We start from the raw sequence: 16,493 nt of genomic DNA, 5'->3' as shown, positions 1-16,493 counted from the left end.
CAAAGACCGATGGGGCTGGCCGAAGCGCGCCGATATTAGTATATCAGCACGCTTCTTCCACGGTCCCCTGTGTCGATCATGCCCCTGACCCTCCATCTGCTGCCGCTCGCCGCCACCGTCGCCCTGCTCGTGTCCCGGCGCGTCAGCATGCTGACCGCCGGGACCGCGGGCATGGCGCTGGCCGCCGGGGTGCTGATGGCGGCCCTGATGGTGGCGCCGCCGAGCGGCACCGCCGTTCCGGACTGGCAGGCCCAGCTGCCCGGCCTGCTCCCCGCCGTGGCGCTGAAGGCCGGCGAGGGAGCGTGGCTGGCGTGGCACGCCATGTCGATCATCGCGGCGGGCCTGCTGTTCCATCGCGCCTTCGAGGCCCGTGCCGTCAAGGCCGAGGCGCAGGCCGAGGTGAGGACCCCGGCCGAGCGCCGCCGCGCCGTCTTCGTCGCCTGCCTGCTCGCCGGTCCCTTCGCCGAATCGGTGACCGGGTTCGGCGTCGGGCTGGTGGTGGCGCTCGCCATGCTGCGCCCGCTGAACCTGCCGCCGGCCCACGCCGCGGCGCTGGGCCTGTTCAGCCAGATGCTCGCCCCCTGGGGCGCGCTGGGCGTCGGCACGCGGGTCGGGGCGGAGCTGATCGGCGTGTCCTTCACGGAGCTGGGGACGGCCAGCGCGGCGCTGATGGTGGTCGTGCTGCCCAGCCTGCTGCTGGTGTTCTGGCGGCTGATCCACGGTGCCGGGCTGGCCTCCAGCCCGATCGACCGGGCCAGGGACCTCGCCCTGATGCTGGCGCTGGCCGGACTGCTCTGGCTGACCAACCGCTTCGTGGCGCCGGAGCTGGGCGGCGGACTGGCGACGGCGGTGCTCCTGGTGGCGGTGGAGGCGCGGCGGCTGCCGCGCGACGCCGCCGGCCTGTCGCGGCTGCTGGCCCTGCTGTGGCCCTATGTGGTTCTGGTCGGCGGGCTGATGGCGACCCGGCTGCTGCCGCCGCTGTCGGGCTGGACGGCGGACTCGCTGGTGCTCGACCCGTTCGGCGGGCTGGCGCCGATGCCTCTGCTGCGCCACCCCTCGACCTGGCTGGTCGCCATCGCCCTGGTCATGCTGGCGGGCCTGCCGCGCGGGCGCGCCCTGGCTGTGGCCGGTCCCGCCCTGCGCGCCGCGCTGGTGCCGATGGCGGCGACCCTGGTCTTCGTGGAACTGGCCGCCTTCATGGCCGCCTCCGGCGGGGCCACGGCCTTCGGGCAGGCGTGGCAGGCGGTGGCGGGTTCCGCCGCCGTGCTGGCCGTGCCGGTGCTGGGGGCGGCGACGGGGATGCTGACCGGCTCCAACACGGCGTCGAACGCCCTGATGATGCACATCCAGGTCAATCTCGCGTCGGGCAGCGGCCTGCCACTGATCGCCGCCGCCGCGATCCAGGTGGTGGCCGGCAGCGTCTGCACGCTGCTGACTCCGGGCCGGATTGTGCTGGCCTCCAGCCTCCTGGGGCTGACCGAGGCGGAATCCGCGATCTACCGGCTGGCGCTGCCCATCGGCGTCGCCTCCACGGCGTCGCTGCTCGTCGTCGTCACCGCCTGGGTCTGGCTGGTGTAGGCATCAGTCCTGGGGTTCCGGCTCGGTCGCGCGGTCGGGGAACAGCTCCTCCACCCGCACGCCGGCCTCGCGGCAGATGCGGGCCAGCCGGCCGGAGGGCAGGACGTCGGTGACGAAGGTGTGGACCTGCGAGATGTGACCGATGCGCACCGGGGCGGTGCGCTCCAGCTTGCCGCGGTCGGCGACCAGGATGACGTGGCGGGCGTTCGCCATGATCGCCTGCGACACCCGCACCTCGCGGTAGTCGAAGTCGAGCAGCGCCCCGCTCTCGTCGATGGCCGAGGCGCCGATCACCGCGAAATCGGCCATGAACTGGTTGAAGAAGTCGATGGCGGCCTCGCCGACGATGCCGCCGTCCGACCGCCGAACCACCCCGCCAGCCACGATCACCTCGATGTGCGGCTCGGGGCGCAGCAGGTTGGCGACGTTGATGTTGTTGGTGATGACCACCAGCCCGCTCCGCCCCTGAAGGGCGCGGGCCACCTCCTCCGTCGTCGTGCCGATGTTGATGAAGAGGGAGGAGCTGTCGGGCACCAGCTCCGCCGCGCGGCGGCCGATGGCGCGCTTCTCGTCCTGGGCGATCAGCCGCCGCGCCTCGTAGCCGAGATTCTCGACCCCCGATCCGGCGACGGCCCCCCCATGCACCCGCTGGAGAAGGCGGCGGTCGCACAGCTCGTTCAGGTCCTTGCGGATGGTCTGCGGCGTGACGTTGAAGCGGGCGGCCAGATCGTCGACCAGCACGCGCCCCTGCGTGCGGGCGAGCGCCAGGATGTCGGTCTGCCGGGGTGTCATGATGTCCATGACGGCATTCAAGCGGACCGCCGCTTCGCCGGCAAGTTCATTTGAAAGCGAAGCAGCGCACTCCACCCCATGCGCTCAGAGCCTCTGCCCGTCGGGACCGAAGAGATGCGCGGTTTCGCCCCGCAGGTTCAAGCGCAACCGCTCGCCCGCCTTCACCGGCCGGTCACCGTCGAGGCGGACCAGGAGTCTTTGCCCGTCCTCCAGCGCGGCGTGGCAATGCGTCTCGCCGCCCAGCCGCTCCACCGCCAGGATGGTGGCGAGCAGCCCGACCCCGCCATCGGCCAAACCGACATGCTCCGGCCGGACGCCGAGCGTCAGGGGCGTGCCCGCCGCCGGCGCGGCACCGTCCACCGCGACGTCCAGCGGCACCCCGCCGGGCAGCCAGACCCGCACCGATCCGTCCGCCCACCCTTCCGAAACCACATCCAGGAAGTTCATGGCCGGCGAGCCGATGAATCCGGCGACGAAGCGGTTGCGCGGGCGGTGGTACAGCTCCAGCGGCGTGCCGGCCTGCTCCACCCGCCCGGCGTTCAGCACGACGATGCGGTCGGCCAGGGTCATCGCCTCGACCTGATCGTGGGTCACGTAGATCATGGTGGCGCGCAGGTCCGCCTTCAGCTTGGCGATCTCCAGGCGCATCTGGACGCGCAGGCCGGCGTCGAGGTTGGACAGCGGCTCGTCGAACAGGAAGACCTGCGGCTCGCGCACGATGGCCCGCCCGATGGCGACGCGCTGGCGCTGCCCGCCGGACAGGTCGCGCGGCTTGCGGTCGAGCAGGTCCTCGATCTGCAGCAGACGCGCGGCGGCGCGCACCCGCTCCGCGATGGTCCCCTTGTCGGTCCGCGACAGGGTCAGGCCGAAGGCCATGTTGTCGTAGGCCGTCATGTGGGGGTAGAGCGCGTAGGACTGGAAGACCATGGCGATGCCGCGCGCCGCCGGGGGCCGGTCGTTCACCCGCTGCCCGCCGATGGACAGGTCCCCGGCGCTCGGCTCCTCCAACCCGGCGATCAGGCGCAGCAGGGTGGACTTGCCGCAGCCGGACGGCCCGACGAAGGCGACGAACTCGCCGTCCGCGACCTCCAGGTCGACGCCGTGGATGACCTCGATCCGCCCGAAGCTCTTGCGCACCCCGCGCAGCGTGACGCCCGCCATCGCCCTACCCCTTCACCGCACCGGCGGTCAGGCCGGAGACGATCCGCCGCTGGAACAGCAGCACCAGCCCGATCAGCGGCACCGTCACCACCACCGACGCCGCCATGATCTGGCCCCAGGGCAGCTCGTACTGGCTGGCTCCCGACATCAGCGCGATCGCCACCGGCACGGTGCGCGCGTCGTCGGTCAGGGTGAAGGTCAGGGCGAACAGGAACTCGTTCCAGGCGGCGATGAAGGCGAGCAGCCCGGTCGCCGCCAGCGCCGGCCCCATCAGCGGCAGAAACACCCGCATCACGATCACGAAGGGGCCGGCGCCATCCACCATGGCGGCCTCCTCCAGTTCCTTCGGCAGCTCGCGCATGAAGGTGGTCAGCACCCAGACGGTGAAGGGCAGTGTGAAGATCAGGTAGGACAGCACCAACGAGCCGATCCGGTTGTAGAGGCCGAGCCAACGCACCAGCTCGAACAGGCCCGACAGGACGGCGACCTGCGGGAACATCGACACGCCCAGCACCACGAACAGCAGCAGCCCCCGCCCACTGAAGCGCACCCGCCCCAGCGCGTAGGCGGCCAGCACCGCCAGCCCCAGCGACAGCGCGACCACCGCCGAGGCGGCCAGCAGGGAGTTCAGGATGTTCCGCCCGAAGGGCTGCTCCTTGAAGATCGCCGCGTAATTCGCCAGCGAGGGCTGCGACGGCCAGGCCTCCACCGTGAACAGCGCGCTGCCCGCCTTCAGCGAGGTGACGATGGCCCAGGCGAAGGGAAACACCGCCCAGACGACGATCCCCAGAATCAAAAGAGCAAAGGCGATGCGTCTCAGGCCCATCCCCTCACCTCCCGGCATCGACTCGGACGCGGCCCAGCGTCACCGCCAGCACGGTCGCCACCGCCAGCACCAGGACCAGCAGAGTCGCCGCGGCGGAGCCGTAGCCCACGTCCTGGAAATCGATCAGATATTGCCGGGCATAGACCGACATCGACATGGTGGAGCGGCTGTTGCCGGTCAGCACATACATCAGGTCGAACACGCGTAGCGCGTCCAGCGTGCGGAACAGCACCGCCACCATCAGCGCCGGACGGATCAGCGGCAGCGTGATGCGGACGAACACCTTCACCGGATGCACCCCGTCCACCCGCGCCGCCTCGTAGAGGTCACGCGGCAGCATCTGCAGGGCGGCCAGGATCAGCAGCGCCATGAAGGGCGTGGACTTCCAGACATCGACCGCAATAACCACCGGCAGCGCCAGATCGGGATCGGCGGTCCAGGCCCGCGGCTCGGCGATCAGCCCGAGTCCCATCAGGATCGCGTTCACCACGCCGTAGAGATCATGGAACATCCAGCCCCACATCTGAGCCGACACCACCGTGGGGATCGCCCAGGGGATCAGAACGGCGGCGCGCAGCAGCCCCCGCCCCGGCAGATGCGCGTTCAGGATCAGCGCGATTCCCAGCCCCAAGGCCGTCTCGATCCCCACCGACACCACGGTGAAGACCAGCGTGTTCCACACCGCCCGCCACCAGACGGGATCGCGCATCAGCCACAGGTAATTGTCCAGCCCCACCCCCTGGAAGCCGTCCAGCGTGGCGAGCGTCGCATCGGTAAAGGAGAAGAAGACGGTGCGGAACAACGGCCAGCCGGCCACCCCCGTTAGCACCACCAGCATCGGCAGCAGGAACAGCCACGCCGCCCGGCGCCTCTGGTGCATCAGACTGGAGGTCTGGGGGTCGCTCACCAGCGCCCTCCCCGGCTGATGCGGACCAGAGCCTCCTTGAGGTCCGGCAGCATCGCCTTGGCGTCCCGCCGTCCGGTCAGCACCTCATGGACGTTGGCGTAGAACTCTGCCGAGACCTGATTGTAGCGCATGCCCGTCGCCTGGGCTGGGCGGTTGACCGCGTTGGCGATGGAGTCGGCCAGCTGCGTGAAGAAGGGGTTGGCGGCCACCACCTCCGCATCCTCGTAGAGCGCCGGGATCGTCGGGTTGGAGGCGCCATGGATGGCCCGCCGCTTCTGCTCGGCCAGGCCGGTCAGGTAAAGCGCCAGGTCCGCGGCCTCGTCCGCATGGGCGGAGAATTTGCTGACCGCCAGCAACTGCCCGCCCAGCGTGGACGTGTGACGCCCCTCCGGCCCGCCCTTGGGCAGCGGCACCACGGCGACCTTGCCGCCGACCGCGCTGTCCGCCGCGTTGACCAGCGTCCAGGCGTAAGGCCAGTTGCGCATGAAGACGGCATTGCCGGACTGGAAGACGCCGCGCGCCTCCTCCTCCATGTAATTGAGAACTCCGGGCGGGCTGATCGAGCCGACCCAGCCGCGGGCCATGGCCAGCGCCTCGGCGGCCTGCGGGTTGTCGATGGTGATGGCGCCGTCGGGGGCGACGATGGTGCCGCCGTTGCGGCTGGCGATCCATTCCAGCGCGTTGACGGTCAGCCCCTCATAGGCGCGGCCCTGCCAGACATAGCCCCACATCCGGTCCCGCCCGGCGGCGCGCTCCGCCCGCTGGATCAGCGCGGCGGTGTCCTGAAGCTCCTCCCAGGTCTGCGGCACCGGGCGCCCGTGGGCTTCCAGCAGATCCTTGCGGGCATAGAGGACCCCGGCGTCGGCGAACCAGGGCATCGCGACCAGCCGTCCCTTGACCGTCGCGGCCTCGACCATCGCCGGAAGATGCTGGCCGACGGTGTCCGGCCCGGCGCGGTCCTTCAGATCGATGAAGTAGGTGCCGAGAATGCCCGGCCAGACCACGTCGATCTGGAACACGTCGATGTCCGGCGATCCGGCGGCGAGAAGCTGCTGGTAGAGCGCCAGCTGCTCGCTCGCCCCTTTGGGCGGGGAGACGAAGCGGACCTCGTTGCCGCTGCCCCGCGCCCATTCCTGCGCGCCGTCGCGGCACAGGTCGAAGCTGATGCCGAGCCCGCTGCAGGCGAGAGTCACCGTCGCCCCGGCGGCGGGCAGCGCCGAGACGGCCGTCAGCATCCCCGCCAAGAGCAACGCGCACCGCCGCGCCATGGAGCCCCTTCCATTCCCGGTCGATCCGGGTCCGGAAGGGAAACTGCAATGGCCGCGGTCGAGTTCCCTGACGCTTATGCCCCGGCCCGTCAGGCGGGGGTGGTGGCCTCGCGGCGGCAGTGCAGCAGGCTGAACAGGCCGAAGGGCGGAACGGTCTGCAACTCCTCCACCTTCAGGCGGGAGCCGGACATCAGCGTGTCCAGGGTGAAGTCGGGCCGCCAGCCCAGCTTCTTGGAGAAGGGCGCCATCCAGTTCTCGACCGAGCGGCGGATGCCCGGCTTGTCGGCGGCGAAGTGGTTGACGATCAGGATGTCGCCGCCGGGACGACAGACGCGCTCCAGCTCGTTCATCGTGCCCTGCGGGTCGGGGACCACCGTCATCACATACATGGCGACCACGAGGTCGAAGCTGCCGTCGGCGAAGGCCAGCTTCCCGGCGTCCATCTCCAGCAGCCCTTCCACATTCTCCAGCCGCTCGCGGTCCACCCGGTCCTGGGCGACGCGCAGCATCTCCGACGACAGGTCGATGCCGACCACGCGGTTGTCCTTGCGGTAGTCGGACAGGGAGATGCCCGTGCCCACGCCCACCTCCAGAACGCGCAGGCCGCCCCGCCGGTTGATCCACTTCACGGCGGCGTGCCGGCCCGACGCCAGCAGGTTCCCGAAGACGGGGTCGTAGAAGCGCGCGTAGCGCCGGTAGGCGGCGCGGATGGAGTCGGCGTCCATTGGGTCTCCCTCACGATTCCTGGCGCAGGTTTTTTCGGCCGCGACCATAGCGGCCTTTCGCACCACAGGAAAGCCGCAGCGCGCCCCCCTTGTTCCACGCCGAGGCTCGCTTCCATGTCCGTTTCGAAGCGTCATCACATGTGCTGCACGGATGTTGACACCACCATCAACATGACTCATGGTGCCTGCGCGATCACCCCAAATAAGGGATGCCCCCGTGGCCCACGAGATGAGCGGCGAGGAGCTGCGCCGCTACCGCGAACAGCGCGGCATGAACCAGCAGGCTCTGGTCGGCTGGCTGAACGAACGGTTGAACCGGCGCTACGACCGCGCCAAGATCTCCCGCTGGGAAACCGGGGCGGAGCGGATTCCGCAGATCGTCGCCGGCGCCCTGAAGACCGCGACGGAGCCGGTGGGCATCCCCGCCGCGGCGGTGCGGGCGGCCCCGGTGGTGTTCTGCGCCGCCAATCAGAAGGGCGGGGTCGCCAAGACGACCACCTGCGTCAACGTCGCGTGGCTGCTCGCCCAATCGGGGCGGCGCGTGCTGCTGATCGACTGCGACCCGCAGGCCAACGCCACCGTGCATCTGGGCGTCGATCCGCACGAGCGGGAACTGGCCAAGGCGACCCTGACCCACGCGCTGAAGGCCAGCCGCCCGATGCGGGAGTTCATGACTCCGGTCTGCGACGGTGCCTTCGACCTGCTGCCCTCCTCCATCTCGCTGGCGGCCACCGACCGGGAGCTGCTGCGCCAGCCCAACGGCACGCTGATCCTGCGCGCCAAGATCGCCCAGCTTGCCGGCCAGTACGACTTCGTGGTGCTGGACTGCCCGCCGCATCTGGGCGAGCTGACCGTCTCGGTGCTGAACGCCGCCGACCAGCTGCTGATTCCGACCCAGACGGAGATGCTGTCGATGATGGGCATCCCGCAGCTGTTCGAGACCATCGCCGGCGTGCGCGAGTTGGTGAACCCGCGCCTGCAGATCCTCGGCGTCCTGCCGACCATGTACAGCCCGCGCCGCCTTCAGGACGAGACGGTGATGAAGGAATTGCGCGAGCTTGCCGCGGCGGAGCAGCTCCACCTCTTCTCCCCGGTCAAGCGCGCCGCCGACTATTCCAAGAGCGTGATGGCCGGGCGCCCCGGCCTTGCCTACAACCCCAACTCCGCGGGCGCGGAGAGCTATCGCGAGATCGCCGACGCCCTGCTGGCCCTCGCCGGGGAGGAAATGCGCCATGGCGCGTAAGCTCGACACCTCCAACGCCGGCCTGTTCAAGCGGGCGCTCAGCCGCACCGGCAGCGGCGGCGGCAGCAACGCCGCCCTGTTCGGCCTGTCCGGCAAGATGCGCCACCGCGAAATCCCGCTGGATCAGGTGGAGCCCAACCCGGATCAGCCGCGGCGCAACGCCCGCGGGGCCGACATCGCGGCGTTGGCCGCCTCCATCGGCGAGCGGGGGCTGCTGCAGCCGATCAACGTGCGGGAGGTCGCGCCCGACCGCTTCCAGATCGTGGCCGGGGAACGGCGCTACTGGGCCTTCCGCGCCCTGGAGCGGGAGACCATCCCGGCGCTGGTCATCGACACCGATGACGTGCAGGCGCTGGCCCTGATCGAGAACGCCCAGCGCGTCGACCTGCACCCCATCGACCTCGCTTTGACGCTCGCCAGGCTGATCGGGGACAAGGGGCTGACGCAGGAGCAGGCCGCCGTCCTGATCGGCAAGTCGCAGGAATATGTGGCCCGCCTGCTGGGCATCCTGCGCTTGCCCGCCCGCATCCTGGAGGAGGCTCCGGACCGGCCCGCCGTCTCCGTCTCCCTCCTCATGGAACTGGCCGAACTGCCCGACGAGGAGGCCCAATTCGCGCTCTGGAGACGGGCCGGCGATGGCCTGACCGTGAAGGACGTGCGCAGCGCCAAGCAGGAGCGCAAGGCCGCCCGCCCGGCAACCCCCTCCGCTGCACCCGCATTGCGTGCACTGCGCAGCAACATGGACAAGATTCACAGCCTTCGCGCCTCGGGCCATGCGCTGGGCGAGGACCAGCGGCAGGAATTGCGCGATCTGCGCGACGCCATCGACGCGCTTCTTCACGAGTAACCGCCTCGCAGATTTCCGTGAAATAGAAATTTCCCGTCACACTTTCCCACCGATAGCGGTCATTGGACAGAACTCGTCTTTTGCGTGATGCTTGGCAAGCCCACGTCATCCGTCCCAGAAGGGTGCAGACATGTCCGATACCGCCGTCGCCGACCCCGCCGCCCCCGCCATCCAGTTGCCGGCCGTCCAGGCGCCGCCGGTATCGTCCGCCCCTCCGCCCAGCGGTGCCGCCGTCATCCAGAACGAGCAAGGCAAGGCGAACTCCCTATTGAACACCATTGCGGACAAGCTGGACCGGCTGGTCACGCTGACGGTGGTGACCGCGATCGCCGACATCGACGTGGTCCAGGACGATCCCAATCAGGTCGGCTTCTCCTGCCGTCCGAAGGCCGGAACGACCATCGAGGCGTTCCAGACCCAGGTGAATCTGGTCACCGGCGACATCGAGAACCTGATCAGCCGTGATTTCGCGACCAACACCGCCTATCACAGCCTGACCGAGTTCCACCTCGCCCAGGTGACCAAGAGCAGCGACATCGTCAGCACCAACCTGAAGGCAATCCGTGATCTGGCCGTCCAGATCTCCGGCCGCACGAGTTGACCCGCCACTGGGCCGGCGGGGGCCATCCCTTCCGCCGCCGGTCCCCCGACGCACTCCCCAACCCAGCAAGGTGGCCGATGTCCCAGTTCGTCGATCTGGCGCGCAACCTTCTCGCGCTCGAAATCAACACCGTGCTGAAGACCGGCATCTCGGCGGAGAAGATGCCGATGGCGGGGGACGCGCTGATCGATCTGGCGCAGGAATATTATGTCTTCCTGTGCGAGCAGCTGGAGGTCTTCGGCAGCCGCGAGGCGGCGATCCTCGCCCCTTGGGCCGGCCGGATTTCGGAAACCTTCCATTGGGGACTGGCGCCCTTCGCCCCGCCGTCCGATACCGCCCAGCCCGACCGCTACGACCCGTTCTTCCTCAGCCGAGACCTGCCGGGAAACGACCCAGCCCGCGGCACCACGCTGAAGGTCTTCGACGACCTGCGCGAGGTGGCGAGCTGGCTGCGCGAGATGACCGACCGCACCCTGGACACCGCCCGGCACCCCGGCGCCACCGCCGAGCTGGTGTCCGCCGCGGCGCTGATCGACCGGGACGCGCTGCCGATCCTGATGCGCATCCAGCGCAACTCCGACCAGATCAACGACGTGCTGCGGCGGCGCGGGCTGGACACCGTCAGCTATCTGCGCGGCATGGAAGAGGAGGTCCGCCGCATGCCGGCGCTGAAGACGGCGGACGTGGTGACCATCCGCAAGGCGTGGGACGTGGGGACCGAGCTGGTGGTCATGCAGTCGACGATCCAGATCGACGGCGACGTGGTCACCCGCCTGCTGAAGGGCCGGGACAACGCCGGCAGCAGCGTCATGATCGGCGTCCACAAGGACGCGGTGGACGTCTCCTTCCGCTATTGGAGCTTTCTGATCGATGCGTTGGGACGGTTCGCCGGGAAAGCCGTGAACACCCTGGTAGGAGACACGGGGTAGCCCGCTGCGCCGACGCCTCCTGAGCGATCTGCCGCACGGCTTCGTCTGGCGGCGAAACGCCCTGGCCGAGATGATCGGGCGGTTGCGCCGGGGCAAGGCCGGCCTGATCCCGCAGCGCGGGCATGGCATCGCCCTGGCCCTCCAATTCTTCGCCCAAGGCGGACGGACGATCGGCCTGCGCGTGCCGGTGACCGCGCCGTCACCGGGCGGCGGCCTGCGCACCGTCCCGGTTCGCGTGTCGATCCAGCCCGACGGCGATGTCCTGGTCGCCCTGCCCCGCGCCGAAGTCGAGGACGGGCGGTTCGACGCCGCCTCCGCGGCACGCCTGACCGCGCAGCTGCGACGGCTGGTGGCTCGGGTCACCACGGCAAACCCGCTTTGGGAGATCGACGCGCTCCAGGCGTTGGGGGAGGCCGTCACCGCCGTGGCCGGGCTGTGCAGCGGCGCCGTCCTGCTGTGGAACGGGTTCGAGCGGATGACCGCCGGCCAATGGGCGCACAGCGGCGCGACGCTCGTCCTGCTGGCGGCACCGGCGGCACTGGCCAAGCTGCGGCCCTGGCTTCTCGGGGCCGTGGCGCCCAGGCTGTTCCCGCTCGCGCTCAAGGCCGGCGGGCGAATCCTGCGGATTTGAGCCGAATCCAACCGGTCACACCACTTGGTGCAGTGCAGTAAGGTTCTGAAAATTCACTTCTTGTTGACATTCCTGTGAAAAATCGCACTCGCATACATCTGCGATGTTGCAGCGCATTGGCCCGGAGCCGGACTTGTTCTATGTTATGCCTGCCGCCGCGGTTGATGGCTCCCCCATAAGGACCATCGGCACGACAGCATCCGTAACAAGAAGCAACCCCTTTGCTTCTGCGGTTCACCAGCGGGCTTGCCTCACCAGGAGCTGGCCGTTTCTATTACTGGAGCGATTGTAATGTCTCAGAAGATCGCGCTCGTCACCGGTGCCATGGGCGGTCTCGGCACCGCCATCTGCCAGGCCCTGGCCAAGGACGGTTACATCGTGGCGGCGAACTGCCTGCCGAACTTCGAGCCGGCCGCCGCCTGGCTGGGCCAGCAGGAAGCCCTTGGCTTCAAGTTCTACGTGGCGGAAGGCGACGTTTCCGACTTCGAAAGCTGCAAGGCGATGGTCGCCAAGATCGAGGCCGACCTGGGTCCGGTGGACATCCTGGTGAACAACGCCGGCATCACCCGCGACAAGTTCTTTGCGAAGATGGAAAAGGCTCAGTGGGATGCGGTGATCGCCACCAACCTGAGCAGCCTGTTCAACGTCACCCAGCAGGTGTCGGCGAAGATGGCCGAGCGCGGCTGGGGCCGCATCATCAACATCTCCTCGGTGAACGGCGTGAAGGGCCAGGCCGGCCAGACCAACTACTCGGCCGCCAAGGCCGGTGTGATCGGCTTCACCAAGGCGCTGGCCGCCGAGCTGGCGACCAAGGGCGTCACCGTCAACGCCATCGCGCCGGGCTACATCGGCACCGATATGGTCATGGCCATCCGTGAGGACATCCGCCAAGCCATCACCGACAGCGTTCCGATGAAGCGCCTGGGCCGTCCGGACGAGATCGGCGGCGCGGTGTCCTACCTCGCTTCGGAAATCGCCGGCTACGTCACCGGCTCGACCCTGAACATCAACGGCGGCCTGAACTACCAGTAAGGCACTGGCAGCAAGGCACCGGCGGCATACCGCCGCCTGGATCACACGGCCCGTTTCCGGTTGCCAAGCCGGGAGCGGGCCGCGTGCCATTCGCTCTTCGGTACATCCCTTCACGGTAAAACGCCCGGGATCGGGCGGACCGTTCGCGCCGGCCACCTCCCCTTTGTGCCAAGGCTTCGGTAACGGCGGATCATCTGAACAGTATACTCCCGCAGATTTCCTGTTGAATCCGTTCGGGCCCCTGTATCCGCGTCCACCTGCGAGTATGCTCGCCAGCAGCACGCAAGTTGCGTCCTGAGGCTGCATCGCGCTCGTCTTCCGGAATCAACAGACGTCGAGAACCTGCACATGGGCACGCCCCATGCAGGAAGGGAGGAATCGTGCCTGAAACGCCGATCAAGCAAATTCTGCCGGGGGACGGGCATGCCCGCCAGTCATCCGGGGGCGACTACGTCTACGGGATCGACATGGTGCGGTTCGCCGCGGCTTTGCTGGTCACCGGCTTCCATCTGACCTGGCGCGACCCGGCGGTCGCCGACGTCATGTGGTCCGGCTGGGCCGGGGTGCAGGTCTTCTTCGTGGTGTCGGGTTTCGTCATCGCCAATTCGGCCAACAACGCCACCCCGATCGCCTTCATCCGGTCGCGCCTGTTGCGCCTCTATCCGGCGGCCTGGGTCTGCTCCATCCTGTGCCTCGTCGCCCTTGTGCTCATGCCCGGTCCCGACTCCGATCTGGCGCGGCGCTTCATCGCCTCCTTCACGCTGGCGCCCGCCGGCCCCTACATCGCGTCGGCCTATTGGACGCTGCCGGTCGAGATCGCCTTCTACGGCGCGGTGTTCCTGCTGCTGTTCAGCGGGAATTTCCACCGGCTGCCGCAGTTCGCCCTGGCGCTGACCGCCGCCAGTTCGGCCTATCTCGGCGTCTACAGCCTGCACGTCTTCGGCGTCGTCAACATGCCGTTCCTGGAGTTCGAGTACGGCATGCTGAACATGACGCTGCTGCGCCACGGCGTGTTCTTCGCGCTGGGCATCTTCCTGTGGCTGTGGTCGCGCGGCAAGCTGACACGGACGGGCATGGCCGCCGCCCTGCTGGCCCTGATCGCCGCGCCGCTGGAGATCACCGCCCGGTCGGTGGAGTTCGTGGAGCGCTCGCCCGTCCCGCTGAACCTCGCCGATCTGTGGATGAACCCGCTGCTGATCTGGGGCGCGTCGCTTCTCGCCATCGCCGCCTCGGCGCGCTGGCGGGCGGAAATCGCCACGCTGCCGCCGTCCCTGCTGGCCCTGCTGCGCGTGATCGGGCTCGCCACCTATCCGCTCTATCTGCTGCACGAGGTGATCGGCGGATCGGCCAAGGCGCTGGCGATGCAGGCCGGGGCCTCCTCCATGGCCGGTGCTGTGACGGGCGGTGCCCTGTCCATCGCCGTGGCCCTGCTGGTCGCCGCGGTCCTGGAACCGGCGGTGCGCGACCGGCTGCGCCGTCTGCTCGACATCCCGCAGGCCGCCTTCTCGGCCCGCCCTGCCTTCAGCACCTTCTACCGCTCCGGCGGAACCGTCTGACCAAGCATCCGACCGTTACCAAACGCTTCCACAAAAAACGATCGACGTGAATTCCAGGGGAGAAACCTGAATGTACACCGACGCGCTTGGTGGCGATGTCCTGTGCCCCGCGTCCTCCATCGAGATCGACCGGGTCGATCGAAGCGGCTGGTACGCCATCCTCGATGGCTTCGACGATGCCAACATCTTCCAGACCTGGGATTATGGCCGCATCGCCCATGCCGGGCGCGAGTTGAGCCACCTCGTCGTGCGGCGCGACGGGCGACCGGTGGCCGCGGTGCAGGTGCTGCTGCGCCGCGTGCCGGGCATCGGGGGCCTGGCACTGGTCATGTGGGGGCCGATGTGGCACCCGCGCGGCCAGGGGCCGGACCATGCCGCCCTGATGACCGCGCTGCACGCGCTGAAGGCGGAATACACGGACCGGCGCGGCCTGATGCTCCGCCTGCTGCCCCACGTCTCCCAGGAGGACGGGGAAGCCGTGACGGCGGCGCTGGCCTCGCTGGGCATGCAGTTCCGCGAGGAGAAAGCGCCCTACCGCACCTTCATCACCGACCTGAACGCCGACGAGGCGGGCCTGCGCTCCAACCTGTCCCACCACTGGCGGCGCGGGCTGAACAAGGCCGAGCGGATGGGGATCGAGGTCGTCGAAGGCTCCCACGCCGAACTTCTGGAGACCATCGACGACATCTTCGTCGAGACGCAGCGCCGCAAGGGCTTCAAGGCCTACGACAGCCGCACCTTCACCCGCATCAACGAGGCGCTTCCGCCGCGGCGGAAGATGCGCGCCTTCCTCGCCATGCACGAGGGACGGCCGGTGGCCGGGGTCGTCGTGTCGCTGTTCGGCACCACCGGGCAGATGCAGAACTCGGCCACGCTGGAGGCCGGGCTGCGGGTCAACGCCGCCTATCTGCTGCAATGGCGGGCGCTGCTGTGGATCAAGGCGAACGGCGGGCTGCGCTACGACCTGCACGGGGTGAACGCCCAGACCAACCCCGGCGTCTACCAGTTCAAGCGCGGCCTCGCCGGCAAGCATCCGGTCGAAACGCTTCACATCGGCACCTTCGAGACGCCCGGGCCGCTGCCCAGCCGCCTGCTGGTCCAGGGAGGAGAGTCGATGCGCGCCCAGGCCGACCGCTGGAAGACCCAGGCCGGCGCGATGGTGAGCCGGTTGCGCAACTGGAAACCGCCCCAGGCCGAGCCCGCCCCGACGGAGGAGATGGACTCCTCTGACACCGCCGTCCTGGCGAAGGCCCCGACCGGCCCGGCATGAGGTTGGCGGAACGACCGTGTTATGATCGGCCTGGAACGGAGGCCGACCCATGACCAGCATTCCCCTGATGATGCAGGAGGCCGCAGCCGCCCCCGCGGCGGTGCGGCGCCTGCTGGACTCCGACGCCGATGCGGTGGCCGCCCTCGCCGACCGGCTGCGGGCCGTGCCGCCGCCCTTCGCGATGACCATCGCGCGGGGCAGCAGCGACCACGCCGCCGGCTACGCCCGCTACCTGTTCGAGACGGCGCTGGGGCTGGTCACCGCCTCGGCGGCGCCATCGGTGGTCACGGCCTATGGGGCGGAACTGCGGGTGAGGGACGCCTTCGTCCTGGCCATCTCCCAATCGGGCCAGAGCCCCGACCTGCTGCGCGTCGCGGACGCGGCGCGGGCCGGCGGCGCTCGGACGGCGGCGCTGGTCAACGCGGAGGATTCGCCGTTGGCGGAGCGGGTCGCCTATCCCTTGCCCCTGCACGCCGGGCCGGAGTTGAGCGTCGCCGCGACCAAGAGCTTCGTCGCCAGCCTCGCCGCCATCGCACGGCTGACCGCCGTCTGGACGGACGACCGCGCGCTTCTCGACGCCCTTCCCCGGCTGCCCCCTTGGCTGGAGCGGGCCGGCGCTGCGGACTGGTCGGCGGCGCTGCCGGTGCTGGAGGCTGCGTCCAGCCTGCTGATCGTCGCACGGGGACGCAGCTATCCCATCGCGCAGGAAATGGCGCTGAAGTTCAAAGAGACCGCCGCCGCCCACGCCGAACCCTTCAGCGCGGCGGAGGTCATGCACGGCCCCATGGCGCTGGTCGAGCCGGGCTTTCCCGTGCTGGTGGTGGCGGTGCGGGACGAGACGCTGGACGGCGTGCTGGACACCGCCCGCGCACTGAAGGAGGCCGGCGCCCATCTGCTGGTCGCCTCCGCCGAGGAGCGGGCTCTCGATCTTGCCGACACGCCCTTACCCCTGCCGCCGCCGCTGCACCCGGTGCTGGACCCCATCGCGGCGATCCAGGCCTTCTACCCGTTCATGGCCCAGCTGGCGGTGGCGCGTGGTTTCGACCCTGACCGTCCCCGTCATCTGCGCAAGGTCACCCGGACGATTTGAACGGCCAGACACTCCGAACGGCCAGACACTCCGAACG

16 protein-coding genes are annotated in these 16,493 nt (G+C 69.2%); 10 read left to right on the top strand and 6 right to left on the bottom strand.

Features of this window, described 5'->3' with window-relative positions; genetic code table 11:
* The first annotated feature begins 78 nt into the window (after positions 1-78).
* Positions 79-1,578 (top strand): L-lactate permease, encoded by a 1,500-nt coding sequence (locus tag ACFPMG_RS00475; RefSeq protein ID WP_376993294.1) that lies wholly within the window; start codon positions 79-81, stop codon positions 1,576-1,578.
* 3 nt (positions 1,579-1,581) lie between these two features.
* Here the strand turns inward: ACFPMG_RS00475 and ACFPMG_RS00470 are convergent, their stop codons facing one another.
* From ACFPMG_RS00470 to ACFPMG_RS00445, 6 genes are all read right to left on the bottom strand, one after another.
* On the bottom strand, positions 1,582-2,379 hold the full coding sequence (locus ACFPMG_RS00470) for a DeoR/GlpR family DNA-binding transcription regulator (RefSeq protein WP_376993293.1): 798 nt from the start codon (positions 2,377-2,379) through the stop codon (positions 1,582-1,584).
* 75 nt (positions 2,380-2,454) lie between these two features.
* On the bottom strand, positions 2,455-3,531 hold the full coding sequence (locus ACFPMG_RS00465) for an ABC transporter ATP-binding protein (RefSeq protein WP_376993292.1): 1,077 nt from the start codon (positions 3,529-3,531) through the stop codon (positions 2,455-2,457).
* 4 nt (positions 3,532-3,535) lie between these two features.
* Complete coding sequence (locus tag ACFPMG_RS00460) at positions 3,536-4,357, bottom strand: carbohydrate ABC transporter permease (RefSeq protein ID WP_376993291.1); 822 nt, start codon at positions 4,355-4,357, stop codon at positions 3,536-3,538.
* A gap of 4 nt (positions 4,358-4,361) precedes the next feature.
* Positions 4,362-5,264 carry a carbohydrate ABC transporter permease gene (locus ACFPMG_RS00455; protein WP_417281692.1) on the bottom strand — a complete coding sequence of 301 codons (903 nt, stop codon included), beginning with the start codon at positions 5,262-5,264 and terminating at the stop codon, positions 4,362-4,364.
* Entirely contained in the window at positions 5,261-6,532 is a 1,272-nt protein-coding gene (locus ACFPMG_RS00450; protein WP_376993290.1) for an ABC transporter substrate-binding protein, read from the bottom strand. The genes ACFPMG_RS00455 and ACFPMG_RS00450 overlap by 4 nt, the downstream gene beginning before the upstream one ends.
* An 89-nt stretch (positions 6,533-6,621) precedes the next feature.
* Positions 6,622-7,257 carry a class I SAM-dependent methyltransferase gene (locus tag ACFPMG_RS00445; protein WP_376993289.1) on the bottom strand — a complete coding sequence of 212 codons (636 nt, stop codon included), beginning with the start codon at positions 7,255-7,257 and terminating at the stop codon, positions 6,622-6,624.
* A 217-nt stretch (positions 7,258-7,474) separates the two neighbouring features.
* On the opposite strand from ACFPMG_RS00445, the gene ACFPMG_RS00440 reads away from it, so the two are divergent.
* From ACFPMG_RS00440 to ACFPMG_RS00400, 9 genes are all read left to right on the top strand, one after another.
* A complete protein-coding gene (locus ACFPMG_RS00440; protein ID WP_376993288.1) occupies positions 7,475-8,500 on the top strand; it encodes an AAA family ATPase in 1,026 nt (341 codons plus the stop codon).
* Positions 8,490-9,347 carry a ParB/RepB/Spo0J family partition protein gene (locus tag ACFPMG_RS00435; protein WP_376993287.1) on the top strand — a complete coding sequence of 286 codons (858 nt, stop codon included), beginning with the start codon at positions 8,490-8,492 and terminating at the stop codon, positions 9,345-9,347. The genes ACFPMG_RS00440 and ACFPMG_RS00435 overlap by 11 nt, the downstream gene beginning before the upstream one ends.
* Positions 9,348-9,477: 130 nt before the next feature.
* Positions 9,478-9,948 (top strand): hypothetical protein, encoded by a 471-nt coding sequence (locus ACFPMG_RS00430; protein ID WP_376993286.1) that lies wholly within the window; start codon positions 9,478-9,480, stop codon positions 9,946-9,948.
* 77 nt (positions 9,949-10,025) lie between these two features.
* Positions 10,026-10,877 (top strand): hypothetical protein, encoded by an 852-nt coding sequence (locus ACFPMG_RS00425; RefSeq protein WP_376993285.1) that lies wholly within the window; start codon positions 10,026-10,028, stop codon positions 10,875-10,877.
* Between the two features lie 70 nt (positions 10,878-10,947).
* Complete coding sequence (locus tag ACFPMG_RS00420) at positions 10,948-11,508, top strand: hypothetical protein (protein WP_376993284.1); 561 nt, start codon at positions 10,948-10,950, stop codon at positions 11,506-11,508.
* Positions 11,509-11,799: 291 nt separating this feature from the next.
* A complete protein-coding gene (phbB, locus tag ACFPMG_RS00415; protein WP_014242450.1) occupies positions 11,800-12,540 on the top strand; it encodes a beta-ketoacyl-ACP reductase in 741 nt (246 codons plus the stop codon).
* A gap of 380 nt (positions 12,541-12,920) precedes the next feature.
* Entirely contained in the window at positions 12,921-14,096 is a 1,176-nt protein-coding gene (locus tag ACFPMG_RS00410) for an acyltransferase family protein (protein ID WP_376993283.1), read from the top strand.
* A 70-nt stretch (positions 14,097-14,166) separates the two neighbouring features.
* Positions 14,167-15,366 (top strand): lipid II:glycine glycyltransferase FemX, encoded by a 1,200-nt coding sequence (locus tag ACFPMG_RS00405; protein WP_376993282.1) that lies wholly within the window; start codon positions 14,167-14,169, stop codon positions 15,364-15,366.
* 49 nt (positions 15,367-15,415) lie between these two features.
* Positions 15,416-16,456, top strand: a complete 1,041-nt coding sequence (locus ACFPMG_RS00400) for an SIS domain-containing protein (RefSeq protein ID WP_376993281.1) — start codon at positions 15,416-15,418, stop codon at positions 16,454-16,456.
* The last annotated feature ends 37 nt before the right edge of the window (positions 16,457-16,493 follow it).

Origin of the sequence: Azospirillum himalayense (assembly GCF_042657465.1) — a bacterium.
In the GTDB taxonomy this organism is placed as follows: domain Bacteria; phylum Pseudomonadota; class Alphaproteobacteria; order Azospirillales; family Azospirillaceae; genus Azospirillum; species Azospirillum himalayense.
The sequence above is the reverse complement of the archived record's forward strand: the minus strand, read 5'-3'. Positions and strand labels throughout refer to the sequence as shown.

Coding starts and splice junctions, on each gene's coding strand:
- ACFPMG_RS00475 (WP_376993294.1), top strand. CDS start 79: ATGCCCCTGACCCTCCATCTGCTGCCGCTCGCCGCCACCGTCGCCCTG.
- ACFPMG_RS00470 (WP_376993293.1), bottom strand. CDS start 2,379: ATGGACATCATGACACCCCGGCAGACCGACATCCTGGCGCTCGCCCGC.
- ACFPMG_RS00465 (WP_376993292.1), bottom strand. CDS start 3,531: ATGGCGGGCGTCACGCTGCGCGGGGTGCGCAAGAGCTTCGGGCGGATC.
- ACFPMG_RS00460 (WP_376993291.1), bottom strand. CDS start 4,357: ATGGGCCTGAGACGCATCGCCTTTGCTCTTTTGATTCTGGGGATCGTC.
- ACFPMG_RS00450 (WP_376993290.1), bottom strand. CDS start 6,532: ATGGCGCGGCGGTGCGCGTTGCTCTTGGCGGGGATGCTGACGGCCGTC.
- ACFPMG_RS00445 (WP_376993289.1), bottom strand. CDS start 7,257: ATGGACGCCGACTCCATCCGCGCCGCCTACCGGCGCTACGCGCGCTTC.
- ACFPMG_RS00435 (WP_376993287.1), top strand. CDS start 8,490: ATGGCGCGTAAGCTCGACACCTCCAACGCCGGCCTGTTCAAGCGGGCG.
- ACFPMG_RS00430 (WP_376993286.1), top strand. CDS start 9,478: ATGTCCGATACCGCCGTCGCCGACCCCGCCGCCCCCGCCATCCAGTTG.
- ACFPMG_RS00425 (WP_376993285.1), top strand. CDS start 10,026: ATGTCCCAGTTCGTCGATCTGGCGCGCAACCTTCTCGCGCTCGAAATC.
- ACFPMG_RS00420 (WP_376993284.1), top strand. CDS start 10,948: ATGATCGGGCGGTTGCGCCGGGGCAAGGCCGGCCTGATCCCGCAGCGC.
- phbB (WP_014242450.1), top strand. CDS start 11,800: ATGTCTCAGAAGATCGCGCTCGTCACCGGTGCCATGGGCGGTCTCGGC.
- ACFPMG_RS00405 (WP_376993282.1), top strand. CDS start 14,167: ATGTACACCGACGCGCTTGGTGGCGATGTCCTGTGCCCCGCGTCCTCC.
- ACFPMG_RS00400 (WP_376993281.1), top strand. CDS start 15,416: ATGACCAGCATTCCCCTGATGATGCAGGAGGCCGCAGCCGCCCCCGCG.